The sequence below is a fragment of the Haloferax sp. Atlit-10N genome, assembly GCF_003586325.1.
Taxonomy (GTDB): Archaea; Halobacteriota; Halobacteria; order Halobacteriales; family Haloferacaceae; genus Haloferax; species Haloferax prahovense.
In genome coordinates this window covers 134,339-153,952 of the sequence record NZ_PSYX01000003.1, presented here as the reverse complement: position 1 = coordinate 153,952, position 19,614 = coordinate 134,339, and the positions used below count along the sequence as shown (strand labels likewise).

The following is a 19,614-nucleotide window of genomic DNA, read 5'->3' as shown; positions in this document are numbered from 1 at the left end:
CCGCTTCGACTCGTCTTCACGCGCTCTCGAGCGCCCTCGCGCACCGGCCGTTGTCGAAAGTTGAGAACGCGAGTAAGGGTTATTGAATAGCACGATGAATAATGAGGTATGTCCCAGGAGTCAGTCACCCTGAGCGCGGAGTCCGTACAGCGACAGAGCTACGCCGAACCGACCGACCGTGTGATGGTCGATTCCGACGACCACGAGGGGTCGAGCCACAGCGCCGAGCAGTTCGGTATCGGGCTGGCCATCGGCTTCCTTCTCGGCGGCGTCGCGGGCGTCATCGGCGACTCCCTGGCCATCGGCGTGATGCTCGGGCTCACGTTCGGCGTCGTCCTCGGCGTCTACTTCATGGAGCGCCGCTGACGGCGGTCGAACGCGGTCGCTCCGGGGACGGGACTTCGAAAAAGGTCGGTCGTCAGTTCAGATACGGCCGACGTTCTCGACGGAGACGCTCTCGACGCCTTCGACTTCGATGAACGCCTCTTCGACGGCCTCGGTGCCACCGGCGTCGTCGGGGACGATGACCGTCGGCAGGAGGGCGACGAGTCCGAACGCGACGTCGTCGCGTTCGAAGCCCTTGATTTTCGCACCCTCGGGCAGGGAGTCTTCGAGCGCGTCCTCGAGGTTGTCGAGGTCGAGCTCGGGGCTGTTCGGCATGACCTTGATTTTAGCAGCTACTTTTCCCATGATTATGGACCCATGAATCCGCAGTCGGGGCACTCGTAGAGGTTGCTCTGCTTGCGGCACTTGGAACAACGCGAAATCTCCTGGCCACAGTCGGGGCACTTGAACGTCGCCGCGCTCATGCCGGCGATGTTGATGCCACAGGACACACACTGGTGCGCGTGTCGCTGTTCGGACTCGCTCATACGCTCATAAACCGGCGCGCGACTTTTAACCGTTGTCTTTCCGGGTTCTGCTGGGGGAAATCCGTGCCCCGCGTGGACACGACTCATCCGATTATCAGCGGCCCCATGAGGACGCACATCAGGTGGACGCGCCGACAGCCGAACCGAACGGGGAGATGGCCGACAGCCCCGGCGACGGCGAGGACGACGACGCCGCCGACTCCGGCGAACGCCCACGAGAGCGCGACGAGGAGGGCGCAGACGGCGGTGACGAGTCGGCGCTGGTCGAGTCTCCCGACGACTGCGAGCGCCCGGTCGCCGACGACCGGCACCAACACCGCCCCGCAGAGCCCCGAGACGACCGTCACCGGCACCGCGAGACCGAGTCCGGTCGGGAGTTCCGCCTCCGTGAGCGCGACGAGTGCGCCCGTTCTGGGCGTCCCCAACCCGGCGAGTGCGAACAGCGCGAACACCGTCGTCGCCGTCGTGGCGGCGCTCGTCGCCGTGACGTAGGCCCGCGTCGATTCGTCGGGGTCGCGGCCGGGGAGCGCGGCCAGCGCGAGCGTCCCGGCGACGCCGGCGGAAACGCCCGGGAGGTAGCCGACGAACGCGCCCCCGCCGGTTCCCGCGGCGACGCTCCGCGCGACTGCCAGCGGCGACGTTGCGAGTGCGGCATCGTCCTGCGGTGGAACGCCCGCGCCGCGTCGCGCCGCCAAGAGGACCGGGACGCCGAACAGGCCGGCCAAGAGCGGGGCCAAGACGCCACCGACCGGAAGCGGCCCCCCGAACGGCCGGTCGAGGACCGCGAGGCCCAGCCCGGTCGAGGCGACGATGGTCACGCAGGCCGCCAGTTTGGCCCGCCGACTCGGTTCGGTCCAGACGAGCGCGGCGGCGACGGCGGCGAGCACCACCCACAGGTGGTCCCGGACGACGGGATAGCCCTCGACCAGTACCTCGGTGAGCGGCACCGCGACCGGCACCGCCAGACAGAGCGCCGCGCCGCTTCCGAGCGCCGACAGCCGAAGCGCCTCGCGCCCCCTCCCGCCGAGGACGAGTTTGTGCGCCGGGAGTGCGCCCGGCGCGAGCGCGGCGTCGGGTACGCCGAGCGTCAGCGCCGGCACCACGTCGAGGAAGGTGTGGACGGTCGACGCGGCGAGGACGGCGGCCGCGACGGCGACCGGCGGCCCGGGGAACTCGGACGCGACGCCGGCGAGGAGCAGCGCGAACGCGTTCGCGTGAAGGCCGGGAATGAGGCCCGAGCAGGTCCCGAGGCAGACGCCGACGACCACGCCGAGGAGGGCGGCGGTCGTCGGGTCGGTCGCGACGGGCGACGCGAGCGCCACCGCTCGAGCGAACAGGGGGACGACTGCCCCGCCGGTGAGGAACATCGCGCCGGAGTGGCTTCGGCTTTCGATATGAAGCTACGCGGTTGACGCCGACGCCGACACCGACTGCGCCGTGGCCCGCGTCCGAGTCGGCGAACACGCGACCAGAACTGCCGCTGGTGAGTTGCGTCGAAAGAAATCGGAGTTTCGAAGCGAGCGTCGCCGCGGATGCGGCTGAGTCTCGCGGGAGTTAGCCGAAGAGCGCGCCGAGGCCCTCGCCGTCGGCTTCTTCGTCGTCGTCGTCGTCGTCGCCGCCTTCGTCAGCGGCCTCTTCTTCGGCGTCTTCCTCGTCGTCGTCGTCAGCGGCCTCGACCTCGCCACCGGCGGAACCGCCCGCGGCGGGCGCGGGGGCAGCGGCGGCCGTCTCGATGGCCTCTTCGATGTCGACGTCCTCGAGCGCGGCGACGAGCGCCTTGACGCGGGACTCCTCGACATCGACACCGGCGGCCTCGAGGACCGCGGTGATGTTCTCTTCGTTGACCTCTTCGTCCGACTCGTTCAGGATGAGCGCAGCGTAGACGTATTCCATTGTTGTGTACCTTGTGTGTTGTTAGAACAGGGAGCCGAGGGCGTCGCCAGCGTCTTCGTCGTCGTCGCCGTCGTCTTCGGCGGCGTCTTCGTCGGCGTCGGCGTCTGCCTCGTCGGCGTCCGCTGCTTCTTCGTCAGTCGATTCTTCTTCCTCGGCGGCACCCGTGTCAGCCGCGGACACGCCGCGGAGTTCCTCGGGAAGCGCCTCTTCGTCGTCGATGTTCGCCGCGAGCGCCCGAAGCTGGGCGTCCGCCTTCGAGATGAGCTCGGGCATGAAGTCCGGGCTCTCGATGTTGGCGAACAGACCGACTGCCTTGGCCTCGCTCGTCGCCTTGGCGATGAGCGTCGGCGCGGTCTGGGCGGTCGGGTAGACCGCGTTGACAGAGAGGTTCGTCGCGGCGGAGACGGCCGACTGGATGTCGGCGCGGTACTCGTCCACGTCGATGGCGAGTTCGTCGGGCTCGAACAGGACGCCTTCGGAGAAGACGCCGCGGAGGTCGAGACCGACCTCCTTGGGTTCGATGCCGAGCTCCGCCAGGACGTTTGCGAGTTCCTCGGAGACTTCCTCGCCCTCAGAGAGGACGTTGGAGTCTTCGGTCACCTTGATCGAGCCGTCCATGATGCGGGCGGACGCCCCGACCTGCTGGAGTTCGCCGACGAACGGACCCGGGTCGACACCGGTGTCACCCTCGGGGATGACGATGTCGTTCGGGGCGACTTCACCGGCGTTGATGGGCGCGGGCGTCTTCGACGCCTCGAGCTCCTTGAACAGGGCGAACGGGTTGTCGTTCGTGCCGATGAGGGCGACCTGCCCGGCGATGTACTCCTTGAGGTCCTCGAAGCCGTCGTCGACTTCGTCGAGCGCGCGGTTCACGAGCGTGTTGCGGCTCATGCGCACCGCGGCCGAGCCGTGAAGCTCGCGGCGCATGGCCTGGAGCTGGCGGCTCGGGATGCCCGCGACGCCGACGACGCCGACGGATTCGTAGGATTCGATGAAGTCGACGAGCTCGTCGACCTCTTCACGCTTCCACTGCGGGATGACCTCGGTCTGCCGCACCTCGGACTCGCTCATTCGGGCACCTCCACGGACGGCCCCATCGTCGTCTTCACGTAGACGGAGTCGATGTTGAGCGGGCCCTTTTCGAGCGTCGCTTCGAGACGACGGACGATGACGTCGATGTTCTCCGCGATTTCGTCGGGCGTCATGTCGTCTGCGCCGACGCGCGTGTGGAACGTGCGACGGTCGCGCGAGCGGAGCTGCACCGTGTTCTTCATCCGGTTCACCGTCTCGACGACGTCGTCGTCGGGCTGAAGCGGGGTCGGCATCTTACCACGGGGACCGAGCACGGTACCGAGGTAGCGACCGATGTCCTGCATCAGTCCAGCCTCGGCAACGAAGAAGTCGGTCTCGTCGGCAAGGTCTTTCGCCGCATCGGTGTCGTCGCCGAAGTCTTCGAGCTCATCGGGCCCGAGAACTTCGTCGGCGGCATCCTCTGCGCGGAGCGCGGTTTCACCGGTCGCGAACACCACAATCTGGGTGTCCTGGCCGGTGCCAGACGGGAGCACGATGCTCTCGTCGACACGCTTCGACGGGTCGTTAAGATCTAAGTCTCGCAAGTTCACGGCGAGGTCAACCGTTTCGCGGAAGTTCCGCCCAGGTGCCTCGTCGAGTGCGCGAGAGACTGCGTCAACTATTGTGTCTGCCATTATTCACCTCCGTAGTACGCAGGATTGCTCCTACGGGTCAGTGAAACAGGCTACTGCCTGCCTCGTCCGGCAGGACGAGTAGGCTCAACTTAAGTCCGTCGAACTACGGGAGCCGAAACCCCCGAATTCGGGGGTTTCGCGTGCCACAGCCACACATGCGGGCTGGCGAGCACGCGGGCGATGCGAGGTCATCGACGGTCGGGCCGCTCCGGGCCGAGTCGGGTCTGTGGAGAGAAGAAAGCGGGCCGAGTCGACTCGGCCCGACGGAAAGGGCGGTTCGAACCGCCGAGACGGTTCCGAGACGATTACTCGTCGTCGAAGTGGTCGTCGAAGTCGCCGCCGTCGATGCGCTGCTTGAACGTGCGGGCGTCTTCGCCCTCGATGGTGACGCCGAGGGACGCACACGTCCCGGCGACTTCCTTCGAGGCGTTCTTGAGGTCGTACGAGAGCAGGTCAGAGGACTTCTGCTCTGCGACCTTCTTCAGCTGTTCGATGGACATGTCGGCGACGAAGTTCTCCTGGGGTTCGCCGCTGCCGGTGTCGAATCCGACTTCGTCCTTGATGAGCGCCGCCGTCGGCGGGACGCCGACTTCGATGCTGAACGAGCCGTCGTCGTCGTACTCGACGGTGACGGGGACTTCCATGCCGTCGAAGGCAGCCGTCTGGTCGTTGATGTCGTTGACGACGTCCTGGACGTCGACAGGGGTCGGGCCGAGTTCCGGGCCGAGCGGCGGACCGGGGTTCGCCTTCCCGCCGGGAACGAGTACTTCGATAGTTCCAGCCATACGTGGAAACACCGTGTGGCGACTTTTAACGGTTTTCTTTCGCCCGGAGACGTGTGCGACAACTACGCACAGCGCGCGGGGCCGACGTGCGCCCGTCTACAGTTCGACGCCGAACGAGTCCACGTCGCCCGCGAGCGCGGCCATCGACCCGAGCAGTTCGGCCACGTCGTCGAGGTCGCTCGTGGAGACCACTTCGACGGGCGTGTGCATGTAGCGGTTCGGGATGCCGATGTTGAGCGACGGGATGCCGGAGCGACTCGTGTAGAAGGCGTCGGCGTCGGTGCCCGTGCGGATGCCGGCGGCCTGTAACTGCACGCCGATGTCGGCGTCTTTGGCCGCGTCGCGGGCGAGTGAGACGACGGTGGGGTGGTTCGCGCTCCCGCGGGAGACGACCGGCCCCTCGCCGAGTTCGACCGGGCCCTTGCGCTTGCCGGGCACGTCGGGGTTGTCCGTCGCGTGGGTCACGTCGACGGCGACCATCGCGTCGGGGTCGAGGTCGTAGCCGACCATCTTCGCGCCCTGCACGCCGACTTCCTCCTGAACCGTGCTGACGGCGTACACCGTCGCGTCCACGTCGGCCTCGACGGCGGCGCGGAGGCCCTCCGCGGCCGACCACGTGCCGACGCGGTTGTCCATCCCGTTGGCGGCGACGCGGTCGCCCGCGAGGTCGCGGACCCGCGCTTCGACCGTCACTGGGTCGCCGACCTCGACGTGGTCTTTCGCGCCGCCCTTGCTCGTCGCGCCGATGTCGACGAACTGCTCTTCGAGGTCGTCGTACTCCTCGCTTCCCACGTCGCGGAGGTGGATGGCGGTCTGGCCGATGACGCCGGCCACGTCGCCGTCGTCGCCGTGGACCGTCACGTGCTGGCCCTTCGAGACGGTGCGGTCCGCGCCGCCGATGGGACCGATGCGGACGAAGCCGTCGTCGTCGATGTCGCGGACGATGTAGCCGATTTGGTCCGCGTGGCCGGTGAAGGCGATTTCGGGGCCCTCGCCGGTGCCTTCGTGGACCGCGACGGCGTTGCCGTAGTCGTCGACCGTCACGTCGTCGGCGAACTGCGAGACGTAGTCCACCCACACGCGCTGGCCGGCGACTTCGTAGCCGGACGGACTGGGTGTGGTGAGCAGGTCTTCGAGGAAGGCGCGTCGGTCGTCGTCCATACGAGACGTTGACGAGCGGCGAAACAAGAACACAGCGAATCAAGCACACCCCACCGGGAGTCACCGCGGGTCGAGGTCCTCGCGTCTCACGGCGACCCGCGTCGTCCCGTCGCCACAAGGCATATCCATCTTGTGAGCGTACTGATGGGTATGGCCGACTTCACCCTCTTCGAGGTCCACCTGCACGACGGCTTCGAGTTCAGCCCGACCAACAGCGCGCCGCTCCTCTCCAAGCGCGGCGGCGACGAGGCGGCGGCACTCGAAGCCGAGGACGAATCGTACGACGACTACGACGCGGAACTCGACGCCGACGAGACCGACGAATCCGAGTCGAGCGGCGGCCCCGGTATGGCGCTGCTCGTCGGGTTCGTCCTCCTCGTCGGCATCGCCGCGGCGGTCCGCTACATCCGCGGCGGCGGCGGCGACCTCGACGAACTGGCCGACCTCGACGACGAGGAGCGCGACGAAGTCGAAATCGACGCCTGAGCCGGCGGCTCCGAACACCTTTTTCCGCGACCGTTCCCACCGACGACCACCGCCGGGTTCGACCGCGGTCGGATACCCTTAAGCGAATCCCGTAGCAACTCCGGGGTATGACCGTTTCGAGCGCTCCCGGCAAGGTGTACCTGTTCGGGGAGCACGCAGTCGTCTACGGCGAACCGGCGGTCCCCTGCGCGGTCGAGCGCCGGGCGACCGTCACCGTCGCCGCCCGCGACGACGACCACGTCCGCGTCCGCGCCGAGGACCTGAGTCTCAACGGCTTCACCGTCGAGTACCGCGGCTCGACCGGCGACCGGCCCGACGTGGACGTTCCGGCACCGCTCGTGGAGGCCGCGATGGGCTACATCGACGCCGCGGTCGACCAGGCCCGCGAGGCCGCCGACGCGCCCGACGCCGGCTTCGACATCACCGTCGAAAGCGATATCCCGCTCGGGGCCGGCCTCGGCTCCTCCGCGGCGGTCGTCGTCGCCGGCATCGACGCCGCGACCCGCGAACTCGGCGTCGAACTCGAACCCCGCGAAATCGCAGAACGCGCCTACCGCGCCGAACACGAGGTCCAGGACGGACAGGCCTCCCGCGCCGATACCTTCTGTTCCGCGATGGGCGGGGCCGTCCGCGTCGAGGGCGACGACTGCCGAACCATCGACGCGCCGCCGCTCCCGTTCGTCATCGGCTTCGACGGCGGTGCGGGCGACACCGGTGCGCTCGTCTCCGGCGTCCGCGCGCTCCGCGAGGAGTACGACTTCGCCGCCGACACGGTCTCGACCGTCGGCGACATCGTCCGCCGGGGCGAGGAACTGCTGGCCGAGTCGGACCCCGACGCCGACGAGCCGCCCGAGGAGCTCCTCTCGGAGCTCGGCCGCTTCATGAACTTCAACCACGGCCTGCTCGAAGCCCTCGGCGTCTCCTCGCGCTCGCTCGACTCGATGGTGTGGGCCGCCCGCGAGGCCGGCGCGTACGGCGCGAAACTGACCGGCGCGGGTGGCGGCGGCTGTATCGTCTCTCTCGACCCGACGCCCGAGACCCAGACCGCGCTCCGATTCACCCCCGGTTGCGAGGACGCCTTCCGCGCCGAACTCGCCACCGAGGGCGTCAGAGTCGAGGTCTCGCCCGAAGCGGACGCCGAGCGCGACGGAGACGGGGAGGACTCGGCGTGAGCCTCGTCGTCCTCAAACTCGGTGGGAGCGTCGTCACCGACAAGGACGAACCGGAGACGGTGGACGAGGCGGGGCTGGCGGCCGCGGCGGACGCAGTCGCGACCCTCGCTGCGTCGGGCCGCGTCGTCGTCGTCCACGGCGGCGGGAGCTTCGGCCACCACCACGCCGCCGAACACGGCGTCTCCTCGGGCTCCGGAACCCGCGACGCCGGCGGGGTCCGCGCCATCCACGACGCGATGAAGCGCCTCAACGACGCCGTCCTCGACGCCCTCGCCGACCGCAGCGTCTCGGCCCTGCCGGTCCACCCGCTTTCGGTCGGCGCGCGCGAGGCCGACGGCTCGCTATCGCTTCCCCTCGCGGCGACCGAGACGATGCTCGACGAGGGCTTCGTCCCGGTCCTCCACGGTGATGTCATCGCGCACGCGGGCAAGGGCGCGACTATCGTCAGCGGCGACGACCTCGTGGTGTCGCTCGCGTCCGGACTCGGCGCGGACCGCGTCGGACTCTGTTCGACCGTCCCCGGCGTCCTCGACGCCGACGGCGACGTGATTCCCGAGATTACGGCGTTCGCGGACGCGGCCGACGCGCTCGGCGGGTCGGAGTCGACCGACGTGACCGGCGGGATGGCCGCGAAGGTCAGAAAACTGCTCGCGCTCGGCGCGCCGGCGCACGTCTTCGGCCCCGAGGGGCTGTCGGCGTTCGTCGCCGGCGAGTCGCCCGGGACCGTCATCCGCGGAGAGTAATCGGACTCGAACTCAGAGTTCGACGACCAAGCCGTCTTTTGCGACCCGGACCTCGCCGTCGAACTGTTCGCTCACGCTCGCCCGGAGGTCGTCGGTGACGCGGTCGGCGTGCGGGTAGAGGTGCGTCAGGTAGACCGAATCGATGTCACAGCCGGCGAGCGCCTCGCCAACCTGCGACGGCGTCGGATGGTTCGACACGTCCACGTCGTCGGGGAACGAGCAGTCGTGCGCGAGGACGCTCGCGCCGTCGGCGAAGTCGCCGAGGGCGGAGAACGCCTCGGTGTCCCCCGAGAAGACGAAGTCGGCCTCGCCCCGCTCGTTGCTGAAGCGGTAGGCGAGCGTCGGCATCGAGTGGCGGACCTCGAACCCCATCACGTCGAAGCCGGCGACGCCGAACTCGGTCGGCCCGACCTCCCGAATCTGCACGTCGAGGCGTCCCTTTAGGTAGTCGTGAACGTCGAACAGCCCCTCGACGAGGTCCTCGGTCCCTTCCGGGCCGACGATTTCGAGGCGGTCCTGTCCGGCGAGCCACCGGGCCTTTACGAGCGCCATCAGGTCCGACACGTGGTCGAGGTGGTGGTGCGTGAGGAGGACAGACGAGACGCCCTCGTAGCCGACCTCCGTCTCCGCGAGTCGGGCGAGGACGCCCGACCCGCAGTCCACGAGGAGGGCGTTGCTGTCCGATTCGAGGAGGAGCCCGGTCTGGGCGCGGCCGGTGACGGGCATCGCACTACCGGTGCCGAGGAACGTGACGCGCATGCGCCGAGATACCACGGCGGCGGCGTTAGTCCTTGCGCCCGCTGGCTCGGCCGCGGGCACAACCCTCATACCCGCGCAGGCTAACCCCGAGGTAATGACCCGGCGCGGCCGCTCGCTTCTCGCGTCGAGAGGCGGCGACTACGAGTTCGACCCCGAGTCGGTGACGGTCGCCGACGAGGACGTACTCGACCTGTTGGAGCCCGCCGTCCAGGAGTGGTGGGTCGACCGGTTCGGGGAGTTCGTCCCCGGCAACGGCGGCTTTTTCACTCCGCCCCAGCGCGGGGCCATCCCGCGCATCCACGACGGCGACAACGCCCTCATCTGCGCGCCGACGGGGTCGGGAAAGACGCTCGCCTCCTTCACGGCCATCATCAACGAGCTGTTCCGCCGGGAGCGCGAGTCGCCTGACGGCCTCGACAACTCGGTGTACTGCCTCTACGTCTCGCCGCTGAAGTCGCTCGCCAACGACATCCACCGGAATCTGACCGAGCCGTTAGAGGGTATCGCCGACATCGTCGCCGACCGCGGGGAGACGGTGGATATCAGACACGCCATCCGCCACGGCGACACCTCCTCGGCGGACCGCCAGAAGATGCTCTCGGAGACGCCGCACATACTCAACACGACGCCCGAGACGCTGGCAATTCTGCTCAACTCGCCGAAGTTCAAAGAGAAGCTCCGAACCGTCGAGTACGTCGTCGTCGACGAGATTCACAGCCTCGCGGAGAACAAACGCGGCACCCATCTGTCGGTGTCGTTAGAGCGACTGGAGGACCTGGCCGAGTCGTCGCCGACGCGCATCGGCTGTTCGGCCACCGTCGAGCCCCTCGACACGGTCGCGGAGTTCCTCGTCGGCCGCGAGGACGGCGAGAACGGCGAGCCCCGCGACTACGAACTCGTCGACACGCGGTTCGTCCGCGACTTCGACGTGCAACTGGAGTGTCCGACCGACGACCTGATTCGGACGCCCCGAAGCGAGGTCCAGAGCCGATTTTACGACCGCCTGCACGACCTCGTCGCCTCGCACACGAACACGCTCGTGTTCACCAACACGCGGTCGGGCGCGGAGCGCGTCCTCCACAACCTCCGCGAGGGATTCGACGACATCGACGAATCGAACTCGGGTTGTCACCACGGGAGCCTCTCGAAAGAGCGCAGACAGGAGATAGAGTCGAAGCTAAAGGCCGGCGAGCTGCGCGTGGTCACCACCTCCACGAGCCTCGAACTCGGCATCGACATGCCCCACATCGACCTCGTGGTACAGGTCGGCTCTCCCAAATCCGTCGCCGCGCTCCTCCAGCGGGTCGGCCGCGCGGGCCACCAGCTCGGCCAGACGGTCGAGGGTCGCGTCATCGCTCTCGACAGGGACGAACTCGTCGAGTGCGCGGTGATGCTCTCGAAGGCCGAGTCGGGCTTCGTCGACCGGGTGTTCATCCCCGAGAACGCCTTCGACGTGGCCGCCCAGCAGGTGTACGGGATGGCCATCAACGCGATTCGCCCCGAGTCGGAACTGCGCGAGACGCTCCGGCGGGCCTACCCGTATCGGAACTTCTCGGACGACGACTTCGAGCGCCTGTTCCGCTATCTCACCGCCGACTACGACGGCCTCGAAGACAAGAACGTCTACGCGAAAATCTGGCGCGACACCAACGACCCGCCGGACGGCGAGCACCACTACGAGGAGTACCCCGTCGGCGAGCACCTCATCGGCAAACGCGGTCGGATGGCCCGCGTCATCTACATGACCAACATCGGCACGATTCCGGACTCCTTTACCTGCGACGTGTTGGTCCGCGGGGCCGACCAGTGGGTCGGCACGCTCGACGAGGGCTACCTCGACACGCTGGAGAAAGGCGACGTGTTCGTCCTCGGCGGCGACCACTTCGCGTACCGCTACCGCCGCGGGTCGAAGGTGTACGTCGACCGCACCGCACAGCGCCCGACGGTCCCCTCGTGGTTCTCCGAACGCCTGCCGCTTTCGTACGACCTCGGCCGCGAACTCGCCGCGTTTCAGGCCGACCTCGTGGACCGACTCGACGCCGGCGGCGCGCCCGCCGTCAGGTCGTGGTTCCGGGAGTTCCCGCTCGACGAGAACAGCGTCCGCGCCGTCACGCGGATGTTCGACGAGCAGGTCAGATACGCCGGTCCCGAGAGCGTGGCGACCCCCGACAGATTCGTCGTCGAGACCGAACTCGACCGCGACACCTACCGCCGGCACTTCTACGTCCACTGCACCTACGGCCGGCGGTTCAACGACGGCCTCTCGCGGCTCCTCGCGTACCACGCGGCCCGCCGGACGAACGCGAACGTGCAGGTCGCGGTCGCCGACAACGGCTTTTCGCTCTCGATGCCGCTCAACCGCAAAGTCGACCTTGCGGGCGTCCTCCGCGACCTGACGCCCGAGGAAGTCGAGGACGACCTGCGGGCCGCCCTCGACGGGACCGACCTCCTGAAACGCTACTTCCGAATCAACGCGACGCGCTCGCTCATGATTCTCAAGCGCTACAAGGGCTACGAGAAGTCCGCCGCCCAACAGCAGGTCTCCTCGGAGATGCTGCTGTCGTTCGCGCAGGACCTCGACGAGTTCGCCGTGATGGAAGAGACCTACCGCGAGCTTCTCGAAGACAAACTGAACCTCGCCGCCATCGAGGACGCGGTTGCGGCGATTCGGGCGGGCGACGTAGACGTGGTCGGCCACCAGGTCTCGTCGCCGACGCCCCGGGCGTTCGGCCTCGCCACGCTGACCGCGAGCGACGTGGTCCTCGCCGAAGACGAGAGCGCGGCACTCCGGGAGTTCCACGAGCGCGTCAAGGCCGAAATCGGCGACGACGAGGCGGACCTCGGCATCGACGTGGACTGACGGGGTCCGGGTACGAGGCCGGGGCCGGGGCAGAGACCGGGGTCGCGGGCGAGCGTCCTACCGCCGCGCCCACGCGAGCATCCGGTCGTAGAACGGGTCGGATTCGAGCGCGTCGGCGTCGCCGACGAGACACAGCGCCTTTTTCGCCCGCGTCAGCGCGACGTTGATGCGGCGGTGGTCCTCGAACAGCGGGCCGTCCAAGTCGCCGGTGGCGACGAAGGAGACGACGATGACCTCCTTCGAGGAGCCCTGGAACCGGTCGACCGTGTCGACGGTCGCGTCGGTTCTCCGGGAGATTTCTGCGACCTGCGCCCGGAACGGCGCGATGACGCCAATGTCGTCGGTATCGACGCCGGCGGCCTCGTAGGCGGCGACGACCTCGGCCACGCGGTCGGCTTCGATGGGATTCGTGTTGCCGACGCGCCGGCCGTCGGGGTCGACGAAGGCGACTTGGTCCGCGAGTTCGGCGGGGAGGTCCGCGGTGTCGACGCCGAGGTCGCGGAGGTGCTGAGACGCGACAGCGCCCGTGGCCGGGCGGAGCGCGCCGTCGTAGAACTCCTTGGAGGCAAAGGCCTGAATCCGCTGGGACATGCGGTACTGCCGGTCGAGCATGACCGAGGCGTCGGGATACGTCTCGATGAGTCGCTGGAACAGCGATTTCTGGAGGCCGTTTTCGGCGCGGACGACCGGCGGAAGCTGTTTGTGGTCGCCGACGAGGACGAACCGGTCGGCGAGGTTGACGGCGGCGAGCGTCCCCGGTTCGGTTATCTGTGACGCCTCGTCGACGAGCGCCGCGTCGAACGACTGCTCGCGCATCACGCGCGACCCGCAGGAGGCGGTGGTCGCGGCGACGACCGGCGCGTCGTGGAGAGCGGCGGCGAGCGCGTTCGGGTCGCCGCTCCGCGAGAGCCGAACGTCCTGCATGTCCTCGCGGACGCCCGATTCGGTTCCGACACGAACAATATCCTCGAACCCCTGGTCGCGCAGAGCTTCGAGGGCGTTGTCAACCGCGCGGTTCGTAAAGGCCGAAAGCAAGACGCGGTTGCCGTCCTCGACGAGCGCGCGGATGGTCCGGGCGATGGTGTAGGTCTTGCCCGTCCCCGGCGGCCCGTGGATGAGCGCGAGGTCGTCGGCGTCGACCGCGAGGCGCACCGCGTCGTCCTGCGCGTCGTTGTTGTCGATGAACGTGCGGCCGACAGACCGGTCCGAGAACCCGGGGTCGCGGCGGCCGAACAGCACGTCTTTCCGGGCGGGCGACCCCTTGAGCACCGCGTCGTGGAGCGCGGTGAGCAGGCGGTCGACGGTGAGTTCGGAGGGGTACACGTCGAGGCGGCGGAGCGGGACGGGTTCGTCGGTCGTGACGACCACCTCGTCGCCGAGTTCGACGATGCGCGCGAGTTCGGCGTGCCCCTCGACGGGGTGGCCGTCGCTGGCGAGCGCCACGTCGCCGGCGCGGAGCTTCGACACCGCGTCGTCGGTCTGCTTCGCCCGGAGTTCCCACGTGCCGTCGGGGCGCTCGGTCTGGCCGATGGGTTCGAGGCCGATGAGCGCCCGGTCGTCGTCGGCGCGCTCCTCGGCGCTCTGGTCCCAGAGCTTTCGGTATTCGTTGTGGACCGCCCGGCGCTCTTCTTCGACGGCGCGGTAGAAGCGGTCGAAGTAGTCGCGTTCGTCCTCGGGGACCGGGTTCCCGATTGCGCCGGCTTTCGACTCCTGGTCGAGTCTGCCGGAGACGACCATGCAGGTGTCCTTCTCGAAGCAGTACTCGCACTTCGAGTTCACCTCGTAGCCGGTCGGCACCGACGCGTCGTGTTCCATCGCCGCGATTTCGTTGCGGGTGCGGACGACGAACTCGAGGAGGCCGCGGCCGATGGAGAAGTCCTTCGCCGGCGAGAGGTCGCCAGACTCCTCGGTGCGGTCGAGCGTCGTGTTCTTGGTGTAGAGGAGCGTCCCCGTGTCGACCGGGACGCCCCGCTCTTCGAGGATGAGCGCGTAGGAGGCGGCCTGAATCTTGTCCTGAAACCGCGGGTCGCGGTTGAGGTTCTTGCCGGTCTTGAGTTCGACGGGCGACCCCCGGCGGAGGGCGTCGGCGCGGCCCTTGATGCCGAACGTCGGCGAGATGAGCGTGTACTCGGAGCGCCACTCGTCTTCGTCGGTGAGGACGCCCTGCGAGAGCCAGCCCTCGATGGCGGCGGCGTTGCGGCGGACCTCGTCCGCGACCTCGTCGACCTCGCGGCCGAGCAAGCCGAGTTCGAGGCCGCGCTCGTCGATGCGCTCGTCGATGGACGAGTCGAGGTCGCGGCCGCGGAGCAGGTCGCCGAACACGTCGTGGACGATGGTCCCTTTCACCACCGGGTAGTTCAGCGGGATACCCGAGAGCTTGTTCAGGTAGTACATCCGCGAGCACTGCACCCACGAGCGGATGTCGGTCACGTCGACGAGGAAGTCGGGTTCGACGACGACGAACGACTCCGAGCCGGTCGAATAGGTCGTCTCGCCGCGGTACTCGGACTCCTCGGCGTCGGTGACGAGCAGGTCCATCCCCGGTTCGGCGTGTTCGGCGGCGTGGGTCCACTTCCCCCAGAGGGTGACGGTCACGGGGTCTCCGGTCCCGCGCTCGGGGCGGAGCGTCACCTCCGCCAGCGAGCGCTCGCCGTACTTCGTTTCGACGTCACGCGGCTCGCCGACCTCGACGAGCGGACCGCGAAGGTTCACGTCCGAACCGTCGGTGAGGCGCGGCCAAATAGCCGTCGGTGGGGTGTGAGCCCCGCGGCGGTTCGCGTGCGTGACTCTCCCCGACCGTCACGTTCTTTCTCTCCCGCATGGTACGCCCACCCATGCGCGTCAGAGATTGGCAGGACATCCTCTCGGAGGTCGTCGAAGACGGCCGTGGCCGCGACCCCGACGCGTGGCGGGCCGTCGCGGGCACCCGGCGACGGAGCCTCGGTGAGGACCTCTTTCTCGCCCACCCGAACGCCGGTGTCTACCAACTGAAGACGTACGCGAAGAACCCCTACGAGGTCCGCGGCGTCGGCGCTCGCGTCGCCCGTCGCATCGACGACGACCTCGACCCGCTGTTCCCGCGCCGGCGCGGCGACGACGGCGAGAACGACGCCGGCCGGTTCGCCGTCCAGCAACCGCCCGAAGACGAGTCGCAGGCTGAATCGATGGCGCGGCGACTCGAAGAGACCGTGAAAGTCCACGCCGACACGCCGACCACCGCCGACGACTTCTTCACCGACGTGATGGAGGCGCTCGAAAGCCCGGCGTTCGGCCCGATGGACTACGAGTTCGACGCCCGGCCCGACCGCCTCGACGACCTCGCAGACGAGTTCGCCGACGCTGACGAACTGCTGTCCACGGACCTCGACGACCTCATCGAGTCCGACGGCGTCGACCGCGGGTTCCAGTGAGACACCGGTTTCAAACCCTCCCAACCCAATGGACTGCTATGGACGATAGATTCCGCGCGCGGCCGCGAAAACCGCCCCACGGCGCGATTTCGGAGGAACGATGGTCGGTTCCAGCATGAGCGACGAGGAGACGCGGCTCGCCAACAACCGAATCAAAATCGGATTCGTTCTGTTGGTCGGCGTGTCGGCCGGCCTCGTCGCCGTCCAAGCCGGAGCGACACTCGTTCAGAGCGCAATCGCGCTCCTCGCCGGCCTGGCCGTCGGCGGGGTCCTCACGTGGTATCTGGGCCGCTGGGCCAAGGAGTTCACCGCGGTGAACCGACGCTAGACGTATCGTCTGTTGTGAAATTCGAACACAAACACATATTTCAGATTAAACGTGTGGCATCGAATCGCAGAGTATATAGCTGTCCTCTGAGGACAGATTCTTGCCGGTAACCAGGGCAGGGGCAATGACCTGGTTATTCACCGGATAGCGCTGTGGGGCACCGGAATTGGGCCTCTGATGCAACACGGCGACCTACCCAAGGTACGTGCGCGACCCGAGCACGGCTCGGGCATCGGGTACGCGTGCCGATGGAGTTGCAGTCTCTTCAGGGCGACACCCGCGCGATCCATCGCTCGGGCGCGTCCAATTCGGCGTCGGTCGGTAAGTTCTCCGGATGGTCCCACACTCGCGAAGCGGCCGCGACGCCGCGTTCGTCGGCGACGTGCTCGAAGAACCGAGCGCCGCGTTCGTACTGCCGGCGCTTGAGGCCGAGTCCGAGGAGCCGACGCGCGAGCTTCGCGACGGGACCGCCGCCCTGTCGTCGCTCGTCGAGCTTCCGGCGGAGGTCCTCGTAGTCGTCGTCGAACGCCCGGTCCATCAGCAGTTCCGCGTAGCCCTCGACGGCGGTCATCGCCGTGTCGAGTTCGCGGAACGCGTTGCGGTCGATGTCGCCTTCGACGAGCGCGTCGACGCCGCGTTGCATCCGCGATTCGAGGTGCGTCGAGAGCCACGGGGCCGCGCCGAACTCCGCGGCGTGGGACACCTCGTGGAAGGCGATCCAGCGGCGGAACCGCGGGTAGTCCACGTCGAGGCTGTCGGCGACCCGGCGGATGTTCGGGTGGACGAAGTACAGGCCGTGGTCGTCGTCGCCCTCGGCGAGGAGCAGCGGGTCGTACTGCCCGAGGACGTTGTTCCCGAGGAACGAGAGGACGAAGGCGAACGAGCCGGTGTTGACGGCGCGGGTGACACCGGGAAGGAGCGCCGGGCCGTGTTCCTCGAACGGGACCATCACCCGTCGGAACGTCGCCACGTTCGCGTCTATCCAGTGGTGTCGGTTCTGGACTTCGACGACTTCGGGCACGTCGAACTCCACCTCGGCGACGGTCGAAAGGCGGTCGCGCGCGTCGCGAACGTCCGCGGCGTACCCCGCTCGCTCCGCCTCCGAGAGGTCGAGCGAGCCGGGGTCGGTCGCGGCTTTCGCGGCCTCGGCGACGGCGTCCCAGTCGATGGTGCCGGAGCCGGTCGCCGAAGCGTCCGCGACCGCTTTGACGCTCCGAAAGAGGTTCATACGGTATCGTGGCGGGCCGGACGCAAAACGCTTCGGTCGGGGAAACGAACCCTCAGACTCCCAGACAGAACGCCCCTAAACACTATACCGAGTCTGACGTGGGGAGCGTATGGACCGAACCATCGACCACGTCGCGTTCGGTGGTACCGAGCTGTACGAACTCCGAGCGGCCGCGAACGAAGTCGGCCTCACCCCAACCTACGGCGGCGAACACGGGACCGGAACGACTCACATGGCCGTCGTCCCGTTCCCCGACGGGTCGTACCTCGAACTCATCGCGCCGACGCTCGGAACCGACGCGGCGGACGCCGGATTCTGGCCAGCCCACCTCGCGGCCGACGCCGGCCCCGCATCGTGGTGTCTGGAGACCGACGACGCCGCCGCCACCGCCAAAAGCGCCATCGAAGCCGGCCTCCCCGTCGATGGCCCGCACGAGGCCTCTCGCGCTCGGCCGGACGGCCGCCTCGTCGAGTGGGACATGAGCTTCGAGGGTGCAGACCAGCGACTCCCCTTCTTCATCCGCGACCGCACCCCGCGGAGCTACCGCGTCCCGAAAGCCGCACGAAACGCCGCCGTCCGCGGACTCCACACCGTCGTCGTCGCCACCCGCGACCGCGAGGCGACCGCGGCGCTGTTCGCCCGGCGGCACCGCTACCCTTCGCCGGTCGACATCAACGGGCCGTTCTCCGAGTTCGCCGTCCTTCCCGGCACGCCGCTCGCCCTGTGCGAACCCGGCGGCGGCGCGCTCGAAGCGCGCATCGACGAGGTCGGCGAGGGACCGTGCGCGTTTCTCGTCGGCGTCACCGACCTCGACCGGGCGCGGAACTCGCTGTCGCTCGGCCCCGAGATTCGCTACAGCGACCGCCACATGGCGTGGTTCGACCACGACCTGTTCGAGGGGCGACTGGGCGTGGTGGAACTCCCCTGAATCGGCCCGAATCGCCCTGAATCGCGAGTCGAGGTCTGACGGTCGGCTCAGGCGGCGCAGTTGTTCGGTCCGAGTTCGAGTTCAGTCGCCTCCTCCTCGTCGCCGACCGAGGCCCGCCCGGTGTTGATGGCGATGACGCGCTCGTAGTTCGCGGGCTTTTCGGGCGTATCTCCGGCCACCCGGTCGACGAACGCCGACTCGTCCATCGACAGCAAGTCGAGTTCCCCGCGCAGGTCGCCGAGCGTCGCGCTCACGAGTTTGCCCGGCGCGGCGACGCCGTAGCGCCCGTCCGCCCCGACTGAGACGTGCCCGGGGAGGACGCGCGTCTCGTCGGGAAGCGACAACAGCGTGTCGTGGAGCGTCTCGTAGAGGAGTTCCGCGCCCGTCGCCGTGTCGGCGTCGCCGAACTGGAGCTCCGTCCGGCCGACCGACTCGACGAACAGCGTGTCGCCGGTGAGGAGGAGCCGACCGTCGACGAGGTAGTTCGTCATGTCCGAGGTGTGGCCCGGCGCGTGAATCGCCTCGATGTCGTAGTCACCGACGCTCAGCGTCTCGCCGTCGTCGAGCGCGGTGAACTCGTATGCAACGTCGCGGTCCGCCGCCTCCGAACCGAGGTAGTACGGTACGCCGAGTCGGTCGGCGAGGGTCCGACCGCCCGAGACGTGGTCGGCGTGGACGTGCGTGTCGAGCACACCCGAGACCGTCATGCCGGCGTCGGCGGCGACGAGTTCGAACTCGTGGACCTGCCGGGTCGCGTCCACGACGACCGCCTCGCGGGCCGACCGCGAGCCGACGACGTAGCCGAGACAGCCCTTCGCGCGCCGCTGGACCTGCGCGACGAACAGGTCGTCGTCGCCGGTGTCGAGTTCGACCACCTCGTACAGCTTGCTCCAGTCCTCCATGCCGCCTTTGACGACCTCAACCTCGTCGTAGCCCCGCGCCGCGAGTTCGAACCCGAACGACGTAGAGGACAGCCCCTTCCCGCAGATGGCGACGACCGGTCCTTCCTCGGCGAGGTCGTCGACGCGATCCCAATCCCAGTCGCCGCCGAGTCCGTCGGCGGGGTGGAAGGGAACGTTAACCGAGCCCTCGATATGCCACGACTCGAAGCTCTCGGGCGGTCGCGTGTCGACCACGGTGAACGAGTCGCCCGCGTCTACCCGGTCAGCGAGTTCGCCCACGGTGAGCTGGTGGAGGAGTTTACTCATGTGGTTAGCTATGGGAACGACGCACAAAACCGTTTGCGGCAGGCGCGATGCGCACGGCTCTCGGGTCGGCGTCGC

General features: G+C 68.3%; 20 protein-coding genes. 8 read left to right on the top strand and 12 right to left on the bottom strand.

Annotated elements, in window-relative coordinates; genetic code table 11:
* The first annotated feature begins 108 nt into the window (after positions 1–108).
* On the top strand, positions 109–366 hold the full coding sequence (locus C5B91_RS11480) for a hypothetical protein (RefSeq protein ID WP_004974577.1): 258 nt from the start codon (positions 109–111) through the stop codon (positions 364–366).
* A gap of 57 nt (positions 367–423) precedes the next feature.
* On the opposite strand, the gene C5B91_RS11475 is transcribed toward C5B91_RS11480, so the two are convergent.
* The 8 genes from C5B91_RS11475 to C5B91_RS11440 form a co-directional block, all read right to left on the bottom strand.
* Positions 424–690 carry an elongation factor 1-beta gene (locus C5B91_RS11475; RefSeq protein WP_004969379.1) on the bottom strand — a complete coding sequence of 89 codons (267 nt, stop codon included), beginning with the start codon at positions 688–690 and terminating at the stop codon, positions 424–426.
* A gap of 2 nt (positions 691–692) precedes the next feature.
* Positions 693–872, bottom strand: coding sequence for an HVO_2753 family zinc finger protein (locus tag C5B91_RS11470; RefSeq protein WP_004042997.1), 180 nt, complete (start codon positions 870–872; stop codon positions 693–695).
* Positions 873–955: 83 nt separating this feature from the next.
* On the bottom strand, positions 956–2,239 hold the full coding sequence (locus C5B91_RS11465) for a tripartite tricarboxylate transporter permease (RefSeq protein WP_115819352.1): 1,284 nt from the start codon (positions 2,237–2,239) through the stop codon (positions 956–958).
* A gap of 187 nt (positions 2,240–2,426) precedes the next feature.
* Positions 2,427–2,765, bottom strand: coding sequence for a 50S ribosomal protein P1 (rpl12p, locus tag C5B91_RS11460; protein WP_004974573.1), 339 nt, complete (start codon positions 2,763–2,765; stop codon positions 2,427–2,429).
* A 21-nt stretch (positions 2,766–2,786) separates the two neighbouring features.
* The gene (locus C5B91_RS11455) at positions 2,787–3,836 is read right to left on the bottom strand and encodes a 50S ribosomal protein L10 (protein WP_115819351.1); all 1,050 of its coding nucleotides are present in this window, start codon (positions 3,834–3,836) and stop codon (positions 2,787–2,789) included.
* Positions 3,833–4,471, bottom strand: a complete 639-nt coding sequence (locus tag C5B91_RS11450) for a 50S ribosomal protein L1 (RefSeq protein ID WP_008094979.1) — start codon at positions 4,469–4,471, stop codon at positions 3,833–3,835. Before C5B91_RS11450 ends, C5B91_RS11455 begins: the two co-directional genes overlap by 4 nt.
* 305 nt (positions 4,472–4,776) lie before the next feature.
* Positions 4,777–5,256: a 50S ribosomal protein L11 gene (locus C5B91_RS11445; protein ID WP_008094977.1), complete on the bottom strand. Its 480-nt coding sequence runs from the start codon at positions 5,254–5,256 to the stop codon at positions 4,777–4,779.
* A 96-nt stretch (positions 5,257–5,352) separates the two neighbouring features.
* On the bottom strand, positions 5,353–6,417 hold the full coding sequence (locus C5B91_RS11440; protein ID WP_115819350.1) for a M42 family peptidase: 1,065 nt from the start codon (positions 6,415–6,417) through the stop codon (positions 5,353–5,355).
* 150 nt (positions 6,418–6,567) lie between these two features.
* Here C5B91_RS11440 and C5B91_RS11435 point away from each other — a divergent pair, with 150 nt between their 5' ends.
* From C5B91_RS11435 to C5B91_RS11425, 3 genes are all read left to right on the top strand, one after another.
* A complete protein-coding gene (locus C5B91_RS11435; RefSeq protein WP_049913569.1) occupies positions 6,568–6,903 on the top strand; it encodes a hypothetical protein in 336 nt (111 codons plus the stop codon).
* Positions 6,904–7,010: 107 nt separating this feature from the next.
* Complete coding sequence (gene mvk / locus C5B91_RS11430) at positions 7,011–8,075, top strand: mevalonate kinase (protein ID WP_049967831.1); 1,065 nt, start codon at positions 7,011–7,013, stop codon at positions 8,073–8,075.
* On the top strand, positions 8,072–8,818 hold the full coding sequence (locus tag C5B91_RS11425; protein ID WP_049967832.1) for an isopentenyl phosphate kinase: 747 nt from the start codon (positions 8,072–8,074) through the stop codon (positions 8,816–8,818). Before mvk ends, C5B91_RS11425 begins: the two co-directional genes overlap by 4 nt.
* Before the next feature lie 12 nt (positions 8,819–8,830).
* Here C5B91_RS11425 and C5B91_RS11420 read toward each other — a convergent pair whose 3' ends face one another.
* Complete coding sequence (locus C5B91_RS11420) at positions 8,831–9,577, bottom strand: MBL fold metallo-hydrolase (protein ID WP_008094966.1); 747 nt, start codon at positions 9,575–9,577, stop codon at positions 8,831–8,833.
* 94 nt (positions 9,578–9,671) lie between these two features.
* On the opposite strand from C5B91_RS11420, the gene C5B91_RS11415 reads away from it, so the two are divergent.
* Entirely contained in the window at positions 9,672–12,437 is a 2,766-nt protein-coding gene (locus C5B91_RS11415) for an ATP-dependent helicase (RefSeq protein ID WP_115819349.1), read from the top strand.
* Positions 12,438–12,494: 57 nt separating this feature from the next.
* On the opposite strand, the gene C5B91_RS11410 is transcribed toward C5B91_RS11415, so the two are convergent.
* Positions 12,495–15,149, bottom strand: coding sequence for an AAA domain-containing protein (locus C5B91_RS11410; RefSeq protein WP_115819348.1), 2,655 nt, complete (start codon positions 15,147–15,149; stop codon positions 12,495–12,497).
* 122 nt (positions 15,150–15,271) lie between these two features.
* Here C5B91_RS11410 and C5B91_RS11405 point away from each other — a divergent pair, with 122 nt between their 5' ends.
* Together C5B91_RS11405 and C5B91_RS11400 are read left to right on the top strand one after the other, a co-directional pair.
* Positions 15,272–15,847: a hypothetical protein gene (locus tag C5B91_RS11405; protein WP_049967835.1), complete on the top strand. Its 576-nt coding sequence runs from the start codon at positions 15,272–15,274 to the stop codon at positions 15,845–15,847.
* Between the two features lie 100 nt (positions 15,848–15,947).
* Positions 15,948–16,175: a hypothetical protein gene (locus C5B91_RS11400; protein WP_008094962.1), complete on the top strand. Its 228-nt coding sequence runs from the start codon at positions 15,948–15,950 to the stop codon at positions 16,173–16,175.
* A 265-nt stretch (positions 16,176–16,440) separates the two neighbouring features.
* On the opposite strand, the gene C5B91_RS11395 is transcribed toward C5B91_RS11400, so the two are convergent.
* On the bottom strand, positions 16,441–17,403 hold the full coding sequence (locus tag C5B91_RS11395; protein ID WP_008094961.1) for a zinc-dependent metalloprotease: 963 nt from the start codon (positions 17,401–17,403) through the stop codon (positions 16,441–16,443).
* Between the two features lie 109 nt (positions 17,404–17,512).
* On the opposite strand from C5B91_RS11395, the gene C5B91_RS11390 reads away from it, so the two are divergent.
* Positions 17,513–18,331 (top strand): VOC family protein, encoded by an 819-nt coding sequence (locus C5B91_RS11390; protein WP_115819347.1) that lies wholly within the window; start codon positions 17,513–17,515, stop codon positions 18,329–18,331.
* Positions 18,332–18,378: 47 nt separating this feature from the next.
* On the opposite strand, the gene C5B91_RS11385 is transcribed toward C5B91_RS11390, so the two are convergent.
* Positions 18,379–19,539 carry a rhodanese-like domain-containing protein gene (locus tag C5B91_RS11385; protein WP_115819346.1) on the bottom strand — a complete coding sequence of 387 codons (1,161 nt, stop codon included), beginning with the start codon at positions 19,537–19,539 and terminating at the stop codon, positions 18,379–18,381.
* Positions 19,540–19,614 lie beyond the last annotated feature (75 nt).

Coding starts and splice junctions, on each gene's coding strand:
- C5B91_RS11385 (WP_115819346.1), bottom strand. CDS start 19,539: ATGAGTAAACTCCTCCACCAGCTCACCGTGGGCGAACTCGCTGACCGG.
- C5B91_RS11395 (WP_008094961.1), bottom strand. CDS start 17,403: ATGAACCTCTTTCGGAGCGTCAAAGCGGTCGCGGACGCTTCGGCGACC.
- C5B91_RS11475 (WP_004969379.1), bottom strand. CDS start 690: ATGGGAAAAGTAGCTGCTAAAATCAAGGTCATGCCGAACAGCCCCGAG.
- C5B91_RS11445 (WP_008094977.1), bottom strand. CDS start 5,256: ATGGCTGGAACTATCGAAGTACTCGTTCCCGGCGGGAAGGCGAACCCC.
- C5B91_RS11450 (WP_008094979.1), bottom strand. CDS start 4,471: ATGGCAGACACAATAGTTGACGCAGTCTCTCGCGCACTCGACGAGGCA.
- C5B91_RS11440 (WP_115819350.1), bottom strand. CDS start 6,417: ATGGACGACGACCGACGCGCCTTCCTCGAAGACCTGCTCACCACACCC.
- C5B91_RS11420 (WP_008094966.1), bottom strand. CDS start 9,577: ATGCGCGTCACGTTCCTCGGCACCGGTAGTGCGATGCCCGTCACCGGC.
- C5B91_RS11400 (WP_008094962.1), top strand. CDS start 15,948: ATGGTCGGTTCCAGCATGAGCGACGAGGAGACGCGGCTCGCCAACAAC.
- C5B91_RS11455 (WP_115819351.1), bottom strand. CDS start 3,836: ATGAGCGAGTCCGAGGTGCGGCAGACCGAGGTCATCCCGCAGTGGAAG.
- C5B91_RS11405 (WP_049967835.1), top strand. CDS start 15,272: ATGCGCGTCAGAGATTGGCAGGACATCCTCTCGGAGGTCGTCGAAGAC.
- rpl12p (WP_004974573.1), bottom strand. CDS start 2,765: ATGGAATACGTCTACGCTGCGCTCATCCTGAACGAGTCGGACGAAGAG.
- mvk (WP_049967831.1), top strand. CDS start 7,011: ATGACCGTTTCGAGCGCTCCCGGCAAGGTGTACCTGTTCGGGGAGCAC.
- C5B91_RS11415 (WP_115819349.1), top strand. CDS start 9,672: ATGACCCGGCGCGGCCGCTCGCTTCTCGCGTCGAGAGGCGGCGACTAC.
- C5B91_RS11465 (WP_115819352.1), bottom strand. CDS start 2,239: ATGTTCCTCACCGGCGGGGCAGTCGTCCCCCTGTTCGCTCGAGCGGTG.
- C5B91_RS11390 (WP_115819347.1), top strand. CDS start 17,513: ATGGACCGAACCATCGACCACGTCGCGTTCGGTGGTACCGAGCTGTAC.
- C5B91_RS11480 (WP_004974577.1), top strand. CDS start 109: ATGTCCCAGGAGTCAGTCACCCTGAGCGCGGAGTCCGTACAGCGACAG.
- C5B91_RS11435 (WP_049913569.1), top strand. CDS start 6,568: ATGGCCGACTTCACCCTCTTCGAGGTCCACCTGCACGACGGCTTCGAG.
- C5B91_RS11470 (WP_004042997.1), bottom strand. CDS start 872: ATGAGCGAGTCCGAACAGCGACACGCGCACCAGTGTGTGTCCTGTGGC.